This window comes from Actinomadura sp. (assembly GCF_044508335.1).
Classification (GTDB): domain Bacteria; phylum Actinomycetota; class Actinomycetes; order Streptosporangiales; family Streptosporangiaceae; genus Spirillospora.
The window spans coordinates 1-7646 of record NZ_JBIQHY010000192.1 but is presented as its reverse complement, the minus strand read 5'-3'; the positions used below and the strand labels follow the sequence as shown (position 1 = coordinate 7646).

8 protein-coding genes are annotated in these 7646 nt (G+C 71.1%); 5 read left to right on the top strand and 3 right to left on the bottom strand.

Going from position 1 to position 7646, the window contains the following annotated elements; all coding sequences use genetic code 11:
* Positions 1 to 349: 349 nt before the first annotated feature.
* Genes ACIWVC_RS33630 through ACIWVC_RS33620 form a run of 3 tightly spaced genes read right to left on the bottom strand, consistent with a single transcriptional unit; the run spans position 350 to position 3529 of the window.
* Positions 350 to 1543 carry a hypothetical protein gene (locus ACIWVC_RS33630; RefSeq protein ID WP_396455088.1) on the bottom strand — a complete coding sequence of 398 codons (1194 nt, stop codon included), beginning with the start codon at positions 1541 to 1543 and terminating at the stop codon, positions 350 to 352.
* Positions 1533 to 2777, bottom strand: coding sequence for a hypothetical protein (locus ACIWVC_RS33625; protein WP_396455087.1), 1245 nt, complete (start codon positions 2775 to 2777; stop codon positions 1533 to 1535). The genes ACIWVC_RS33630 and ACIWVC_RS33625 overlap by 11 nt, the downstream gene beginning before the upstream one ends.
* Entirely contained in the window at positions 2774 to 3529 is a 756-nt protein-coding gene (locus ACIWVC_RS33620) for a hypothetical protein (RefSeq protein ID WP_396452854.1), read from the bottom strand. Before ACIWVC_RS33620 ends, ACIWVC_RS33625 begins: the two co-directional genes overlap by 4 nt.
* Before the next feature lie 223 nt (positions 3530 to 3752).
* Between ACIWVC_RS33620 and gap the strand changes: the two genes are divergently transcribed.
* The 5 genes from gap to ACIWVC_RS33595 form a co-directional block, all read left to right on the top strand.
* Complete coding sequence (gene gap / locus ACIWVC_RS33615) at positions 3753 to 4760, top strand: type I glyceraldehyde-3-phosphate dehydrogenase (protein WP_396452856.1); 1008 nt, start codon at positions 3753 to 3755, stop codon at positions 4758 to 4760.
* A gap of 78 nt (positions 4761 to 4838) precedes the next feature.
* Positions 4839 to 6026: a phosphoglycerate kinase gene (locus ACIWVC_RS33610; protein WP_396452857.1), complete on the top strand. Its 1188-nt coding sequence runs from the start codon at positions 4839 to 4841 to the stop codon at positions 6024 to 6026.
* 3 nt (positions 6027 to 6029) lie between these two features.
* Positions 6030 to 6824, top strand: a complete 795-nt coding sequence (gene tpiA, locus ACIWVC_RS33605; RefSeq protein WP_396455086.1) for a triose-phosphate isomerase — start codon at positions 6030 to 6032, stop codon at positions 6822 to 6824.
* Positions 6825 to 6960: 136 nt separating this feature from the next.
* Positions 6961 to 7203, top strand: coding sequence for a preprotein translocase subunit SecG (gene secG, locus ACIWVC_RS33600; RefSeq protein WP_396452861.1), 243 nt, complete (start codon positions 6961 to 6963; stop codon positions 7201 to 7203).
* Between the two features lie 81 nt (positions 7204 to 7284).
* The coding region (locus tag ACIWVC_RS33595) for an RNA polymerase-binding protein RbpA (RefSeq protein ID WP_396452863.1) at positions 7285 to 7646 on the top strand (362 nt) is incomplete at its 3' end.

Below are 7646 nucleotides of genomic sequence, written 5' to 3'. Positions count from 1 at the left end.
CGCTTCGGTCGGTGGCCACGGCTCAGGTCTGGTCCAAGAGGGTGTGAATTGTGCTCGTCCAAGAGGCGTGTTGGTCCAGGAGGCAACTCCGCTGGAACACCATCGCGCTGTCCAGCATGGACTCATGTCCCCGGACCTGCGCCTACATCACCCGCCGCACCACCCAGGGCAAGTCCGAAAAAGAGATCATCCGCTGCCTCAAAACGCCCGCGAACTCTTCAAAGCCCTCACCAGCACAAACGCAGCGCACAACGCTCTACCCGCCAGCGCTTGACACCCATGGAAGCATCAGTGACATAGGCGATTCTCACGCGTTGGGGTTGTGCGGCGGTGCGGTTCGGGTGTGTTGTCAGCTGCGGTTCAGGTCGCCTCTTAGGATTCGGTGTACTAGGTCTTCTCGCAGTTGGCCGTAGCCGGTTTCCGCCCAGACGCTTCGGGTCGGGTCTGCTTCGAAGTAGGGGACGTCTCTGCCGTCGCGGCGGTCCATGAGGATGTCGGGGGTCTCCTTCGCGCGGGCGGCGCGGGTGCAGTCGCGGCAGGCGTGCACGCGGAGGCGGCGGCGGGAGCCGATCGGGCGCCATTCGATCTTCGAGGCCGCGTCGCCGTGCAGGGGGTTGAAGAAGCACAGCGGGCTGTGCGGGATCTCCGGGCCGCCCCGCGCCACCGACTGGGCCGAGGCCAGGGCGTCGCGGCCCCGGTCGAGCAGGACCAGGACGCCGGCCAGGTCGGGGACGCCCCGTGCCGCGTCCAGCGTCTTGCCCGCCGCCTGGTAGGCGTCCAGCGCCGTGGTCAGGAGGGCGTCCGTCCGCTCGCCGGAGGGGACGTCGGTTTCGTCGAGGAGCTCGCCGAACGCGACGACCTCGTGCCCTGCCTGCTCGCGGAGCTGGTCCTCGCTGGCTCGCCTGGCCGTGGAGAAGACCGTGCGGGGCAGGAGGAGGGCGCTGCCCTCGCGGTGGACGGCCGTCGAGCGGCGGTGCCGCCAGAGGAGGAGGGCCGCGACGCCGGCGGCGGCGGCGCCCGCCGCGCCCAGTGCGCCGGGGAGAAGGGAGCTCTCGTCTTTCGATCGCTGTTCCGGGCGGCGTTCCGCGGCGCGCTTGTCGATCTCTGCTGAAAGGCGGTCGTACTCCTTCTCGGCGTTGCCGGAGAGCATGAGGTCGGCGATCCGGTCGAGGCGGGCCGAGACCGGCGCGTCCCGGTAGGAGCGGTCGAAGGACACCGCCCAGGCGGCCTCGCGCGCCTGATGGTCGCCGCCGAACTCCTTCGCCCGCAGGTCGTCCCCGATGTCGCTGAACGTGATGTAGACGCCGTCCCGCTTCAGCTTCGCGTGGACGACCGTCACCAGCTGGTCGTCGTCGCTCCAGGTCCCGCCCTTCACGAGCGGGACGAGGATCACGAACACGGGGACGGGGAGCTTGCGGAACTTGGCGATCAGCCGTTGGCGCTCCGCGCGCGGCAGCGCGGACGCCACCGACGGGTCGACGTAGACGGGGGAGCGCCGCAGCGCCGCGGCCAGCCGCTCGCCGGGGGACGGTTCACTCGACACCGAGGTACTCCTGGAGGCGCGGGATCAGGTGGTCGCCGCCGAACGCGGTGTCCTGCCAGACCCCGGGGACGGCGTGGTGCGGTCGCGGCCCGTCCGGGCCCGGGACCTTCAGCGTCCGCCGGTCCAGCTCCGCCATGGGGCGATTGGCGCAGGCGGCGCAGACGGGGCGTTTCCCGGACGTCATCCGGCGGCGCTGCGCGGACTCGCCGTGCAGCGGGTTGACGAAGCACGGCGAGGCCGGCCTCGCGGTCTTGCCGGCGAGCGCCGTCCGGCCGAGCCGCGCCACCACGACCACGCCGGCGAGGTCCAGCGCCCGGTCCGGGTCGTCACCGGAGTCGTCGTAGAGGATCTGCGCGACGTCGTAGGCGGACACCGCGTACTCGCGGCCCGGGTTGCCCTCGCTGCCGGCCAGCGCGTCCCGCAGCCGGTCGAGCTCCCTGCCGCCCGTGCGGCGCAGCCACTTCACGGACGGCTCGGCGGGCGCGCCGGGCTGGGGCTCGACGGCTTCGGTGCGGGGCGTGCGGCGCCTGCGCCGGTACGCGGCGACGCCCAGGCCGGCGCCGTACAGGGTCGCCCCGGCGAACGGGCCGGCGAGCAGCAGGCCGGTGAGGAAGGGCGCCCTGGTCTCGGGTTCGACCGGGCGCAGCGTGTGCTCGTAGCCGAACGGGTCGGGCGAGGAGTAGAGACGGGGCGTCTCCGGGGGCTCGGACGGCGCGTCCCCGATGATCTGGAGGCGGGTGACGAGCCGGTCGGCCAGGTCCGCGAACCGGTTCTCGGGGTCGGCGGGACGCTCCCCGCGGTCGTCGTCGATGGACCACAGCCGGCGCGGCACGCCGAACGCCTTGGCCTCGAACCAGGCGGACGAGCTGACCATCAGGTAGAGGCCGTCGCGGCCGAGCCGGTCATGGATCCAGTGCAGGAACACGTCGTCCCGGCCCTGGCTCTCCGACTCGCTCTTGTTGGGGATCACGATCACGTAGACGGGGGCGCCGGTCGCGCGCGCGGTCGACTCCATCGCCGCGCGGACGCGGGCGCGCCCGGTCTCGTCCAGCGCCGACGCCATGTCCGGGTCGACGAAGAGCGGGTCCTCGGCGAGCGCCGCCGCGACGCGGTCCAGCCGGTGCTGCGCGTAGGAGGGGACGGGGACCGGCTCGCTCCCCGCCGCCGGAGCCGCCGCGAGCAGCGGCGCGGTCACGGCGAGAGCGGTCACCAGGATCCGGGCGATGGCGTTCACCGGCGCTTCACCCGCTTCCTGGCCCGTGCGTTCTTGGTCCGTGCCAGCTCCAGCCGCGCGGCTCTGGCGCGCGCGGCGCGGGTCGCCGATCTCCTCCGCAGCCACAGCGCCAGGAGGAGGACCGCGACGGCGCTCAGCGCGGTGCCGGCGGCGAACGCGGTCCACTCCTTCCGGCTCGCCTCGCGCTCCGACCGGTCGCGGGCCTCCAGCTCGATGCGGACCTTGGACTTCGGCCGCGGTCCCGCGTTCTCGCGCCGCTCCGCGGCGTGCCCGGACAGGATGATCTCCACGAACCGCTCGATCGCCGCGACCGCGCCCGCGTCGATCGGCAACTCCGAGGTCGCGGCGAACATCGCGTCCTTCACCGGAAGCGTCGCGTTCCCGTACTGGACGGCGGAGAACAGCGCGCTCCCCGGGTCGGCCACGATGTAGACGCCCGGACGGCCGAGGCTGTCGTGCAGCAGCGGGACGAGGTCCTCGGAGCTGTACCGGTCGACGAGCATGGTCGGCGTCACCGCGACGTAGGCGGGCACGCCGAGCCGCGCGACCGCCTTCCTGATCCGGTCGGCCGCGTCCGCCGGCAGCGCCCGGGGTGCGTGATCGGTCACATAGACGGGGTCGCGGCGGAGCTCGGCGGCGATGCGGTCGACGCGGCTCACCGGCTTGGCACGCTCCACCGGGTCCGCCGCCGCGGGCGCGGGCAGGCACGCGAGCAGCACGCCGATCACCAGGACAGACCACCCGCGCCACATGGAGGGCGAGTGTAGTGATGATCGACGAATGCCGTCAGCAGGGGTGGGAGCGGCGCAATCCCCCAGGCGGGGGACGACCGGATCACCCGTGAAAACCCACACGGCCGCTGTCGGGCTACTCGTGAGTCATTGGATAGGGTCGAGGGCGGGGGAGAACCCCGGATCCACTTAGTTGACAGTCCGGTTCCGCACCGGGCGATAAGACGTGAGGGAGAGCCGTTCCGTGACCATCCGAGTAGGCATCAACGGTTTCGGCAGGATCGGCCGCAACTTCTACCGCGCTGTGAAGGCGAGCGGGGCCGACATCGAGATCGTGGCGGTCAACGACCTGACCGACAACGCCACGCTCGCCCAGTTGCTCAAGTACGACAGCATCCTCGGCCGCTTCCCCGAGGACGTGCGCGCCACGGCCGACGAGATCGTGGTGGGCGGCAAGTCGATCAAGGCGTTCGCCGAGCGCGACCCGGCCAACCTGAAGTGGAGCGATGTCGGGGCCGACATCGTCGTGGAGTCCACCGGCTTCTTCACCGACGCCACCAAGGCCAAGGTGCACGCCGACAACGGCGCCAAGAAGGTGATCATCTCCGCGCCGGCCAAGAACGAGGACGTCACCCTCGTGCTCGGCGTGAACGACGACAAGTACGACCCGGCCGCGCACACGGTGATCTCGAACGCGTCCTGCACGACCAACTGCCTGGCCCCCCTGGTGAAGGTGCTGAACGACGCCTTCGGCATCGAACACGGCCTGATGATGACGGTCCACGCCTACACGCAGGACCAGAACCTGCAGGACGCGCCGCACAAGGACCTGCGCCGCGCCCGCGCCGCCGCGGTGAACGTCGTGCCGACGTCCTCCGGCGCCGCCAAGGCCATCGGCCTCGTCCTGCCGGAGCTGAACGGCAAGCTGACCGGCTACGCGCTGCGCGTGCCGGTGCCGACCGGCTCGGCCACCGACCTCACCGCCACGCTGTCCCGCGAGGTCACCACCGAGGAGGTCAACGAGGCGTTCAAGGCCGCCGCCGAGAGCGGCCCGCTGAAGGGCTACCTCAGCTACACCGAGGACCCGATCGTCTCCAGCGACATCGTCACCGACCCGTCGTCCTGCATCTTCGACTCCGGGCTGACCCTCGCCATCGGCAACCAGGTGAAGGTCATCGGCTGGTACGACAACGAGTGGGGCTACTCCAACCGCCTCGTCGACCTCGTCAAGCTCGTCGGGTCGCAGCTCTGACCTGAACCGATGCCGCCGTGGCCGCGCATGAGGCGCGCGGTCACGGCGCGGCCGTGTACGGAAGGACATCGCATCCCGATGCGCACCATTGACGATCTCGACGTCGCCGGACGGCGGGTGCTCGTCCGCGCCGACCTCAACGTCCCGCTGCAGGACGGCGCCATCACCGACGACGGGCGGATCCGGGCCAGCCTCCCCACGATCCAGGCGCTGCGGGCCAAGGGCGCCAAGGTCATCGTCTGCGCCCACCTCGGCCGCCCCAAGGGCCAGGTCAAGCCCGAGTTCTCGCTGGCCCCGGTCGCCGGACGGCTCGGCGAGCTGCTCGGCACGGACGTGGCGTTCGCGTCCGACGTCGTCGGCGACTCCGCCCGCGCCGCCGCCGAGGGCCTCGCGGACGGCGGCGTCGCGCTGCTGGAGAACCTGCGCTTCGAGCCCGGCGAGACCAGCAAGGACGACGCCGAGCGGGGCGCGCTCGCCGACAGGCTGGCCGCCCTCGCCGAGGTCTACGTCGGCGACGGGTTCGGCGCCGTGCACCGCAAGCACGCGTCGGTGTACGACGTGCCGCAGCGGCTCCCGCACGCCGCCGGCGGGCTGATCGCCGCCGAGGTCGCGGTGCTGAAGAAGCTCACCGAGGACGTCGAACGCCCCTACGCGGTCGCGCTCGGCGGCTCGAAGGTGTCCGACAAGCTCGGCGTGATCGACAGCCTGCTCGGCAAGGCCGACCGCATCCTGATCGGCGGCGGCATGGTCTTCACCTTCCTCAAGGCCCAGGGCCACGAGGTCGGCAAGAGCCTCCTCGAAGAGGACCAGCTCGACACCGTCCGCGGCTACCTGCGCCGCGCCGAGGAGGCGGGGGTCGAGTTCGTCCTGCCCGTCGACATCGTCGCGGCCACCGCGTTCGCGGCCGACGCCGACCACGGCGTCGTCGCCGCCGACGCGATCCCGTCCGACCGGCTCGGCCTCGACATCGGCCCCGAGTCCGGCAAGCTGTTCGCCTCGCGCCTCGCCGACGCCCGCACGGTGTTCTGGAACGGCCCCATGGGCGTGTTCGAGATGGAGCCGTACTCGCACGGCACCCGCGCCGTCGCGCAGGGCCTCATCGACTCCGGCGCGTTCACCGTGGTCGGCGGCGGCGACTCCGCCGCAGCCGTCCGGCAACTCGGCTTCGACGAGGCCGCCTTCTCCCACATCTCGACCGGCGGCGGCGCCAGCCTCGAATACCTCGAAGGCAAGACGCTGCCCGGCCTGCAGGCCCTGGAGGACTGACCGATGGCCCCCGCCCCCGCTTCCCGCAAGCCGCTCATGGCCGGCAACTGGAAGATGAACAACAACCACCTTGAGGCGATCGCGCTCGTCCAGAAGATGGCGTTCGCGCTCAAGGAGCCCGACTTCGACGCCGTGGACATCGCCGTGATGCCGCCGTTCACCGCGATCCGCTCCGTGCAGACGCTCGTCGACGCCGACAAGCTGGCCATCCAGTACGGCGCGCAGGACGTCTCCCAGCACTCCTCCGGCGCCTACACGGGCGAGGTCTCGGCGTCGATGCTCGCCAAGCTCGGCTGCGACTACGCCATCGTCGGGCACTCCGAGCGCCGCCAGTACCACGCCGAGGACGACGCGATCGTCAACGCCAAGGCCAAGGCCGCGCTCGCCGCCGACATCACCCCGATCCTGTGCATCGGCGAGGGCCTGGAGGTCCGCAAGGCCGGCGGGCACGTCCGGCACTGCCTCACCCAGCTCGACGGCGGCCTGGAGAAGATCCCCGCCGACCAGGTGCGGCGCACCGTGATCGCCTACGAGCCCGTCTGGGCCATCGGCACCGGCGAGGTCGCCACCCCGGAGGACGCGCAGGAGGTCTGCGCCGCCATCCGCACGCGGCTCGCCGAGCTGTACGACGGCGGACTGGCCGACGAAGTGCGTATCCTGTACGGCGGTTCGGTCAAGAGCGGCAACGTCGCCAAGCTCATGGCACAGGAGGACGTGGACGGCGCGCTCATCGGCGGCGCCAGCCTGGACCCGGGAGAGTTCGTCAAGATCTGCCGGTACCGGGATCTCCCCGTCTGATCAAAACTGATCAATTCTGTGTGAACTGGGGGTTCTTGCCGAACCAGCGAGTAGTTCGTCGTACCCTTCGTAGCTGACGGGTAAACCCGCCCGGCCGACCCTCCGACCCGACCTACAGACAAGGCGCTGAAGAATCGTGATCATCGCAACGTCCATCGTGCTCATCATCACGAGCCTGCTGATGGTGGTCCTCGTCCTCATGCACAAGGGCAAGGGCGGCGGACTGTCGGACATGTTCGGCGGCGGTGTGTCGTCGTCCCTGGGCGGATCGTCCGTGGTCGAGCGGAACCTCGACCGGCTGACCGTCGGGGTCGGGGTGATCTGGTTCGCCTCGATCATCGTGCTCGGACTGCTGTTCAAGCACAAGGGCGTCAGCTGAGCCACCCGTCAGGCACATGCGATCACCGCGCCGTCCCAGGAGGTCACGGACGGCGGCGGAACACCGAGCGAGGAGTATTCCGTGGGTAGTGGCAACGCGATTCGGGGCAGCCGTGTCGGGGCCGGTCCGATGGGAGAGGCGGAGCGCGGTGACGCCGCCCCCCGCGTCTGGGTGACCTTCTACTGCGCCAACCGGCACGAGACCCGCCCCAGCTTCGCAACGGACGTCGCCGTCCCCGAGACGTGGGACTGCCCGCGCTGCGGGTTCCCGGCCGGCCAGGACGCCGACAACCCCCCGGCGCCCCCCAAGACCGAGCCCTACAAGACGCACCTCGCCTACGTGAAGGAGCGCCGCAGCGACGAGGACGGCGAAGCCATCCTCGAAGAGGCCCTCGCCAAGCTCCGCGAGAAGCGCGCCGCGGTGAAGCAGGCGATGGAGGCTGC

Coding starts and splice junctions, on each gene's coding strand:
- ACIWVC_RS33620 (WP_396452854.1), bottom strand. CDS start 3,529: ATGTGGCGCGGGTGGTCTGTCCTGGTGATCGGCGTGCTGCTCGCGTGC.
- ACIWVC_RS33610 (WP_396452857.1), top strand. CDS start 4,839: ATGCGCACCATTGACGATCTCGACGTCGCCGGACGGCGGGTGCTCGTC.
- tpiA (WP_396455086.1), top strand. CDS start 6,030: ATGGCCCCCGCCCCCGCTTCCCGCAAGCCGCTCATGGCCGGCAACTGG.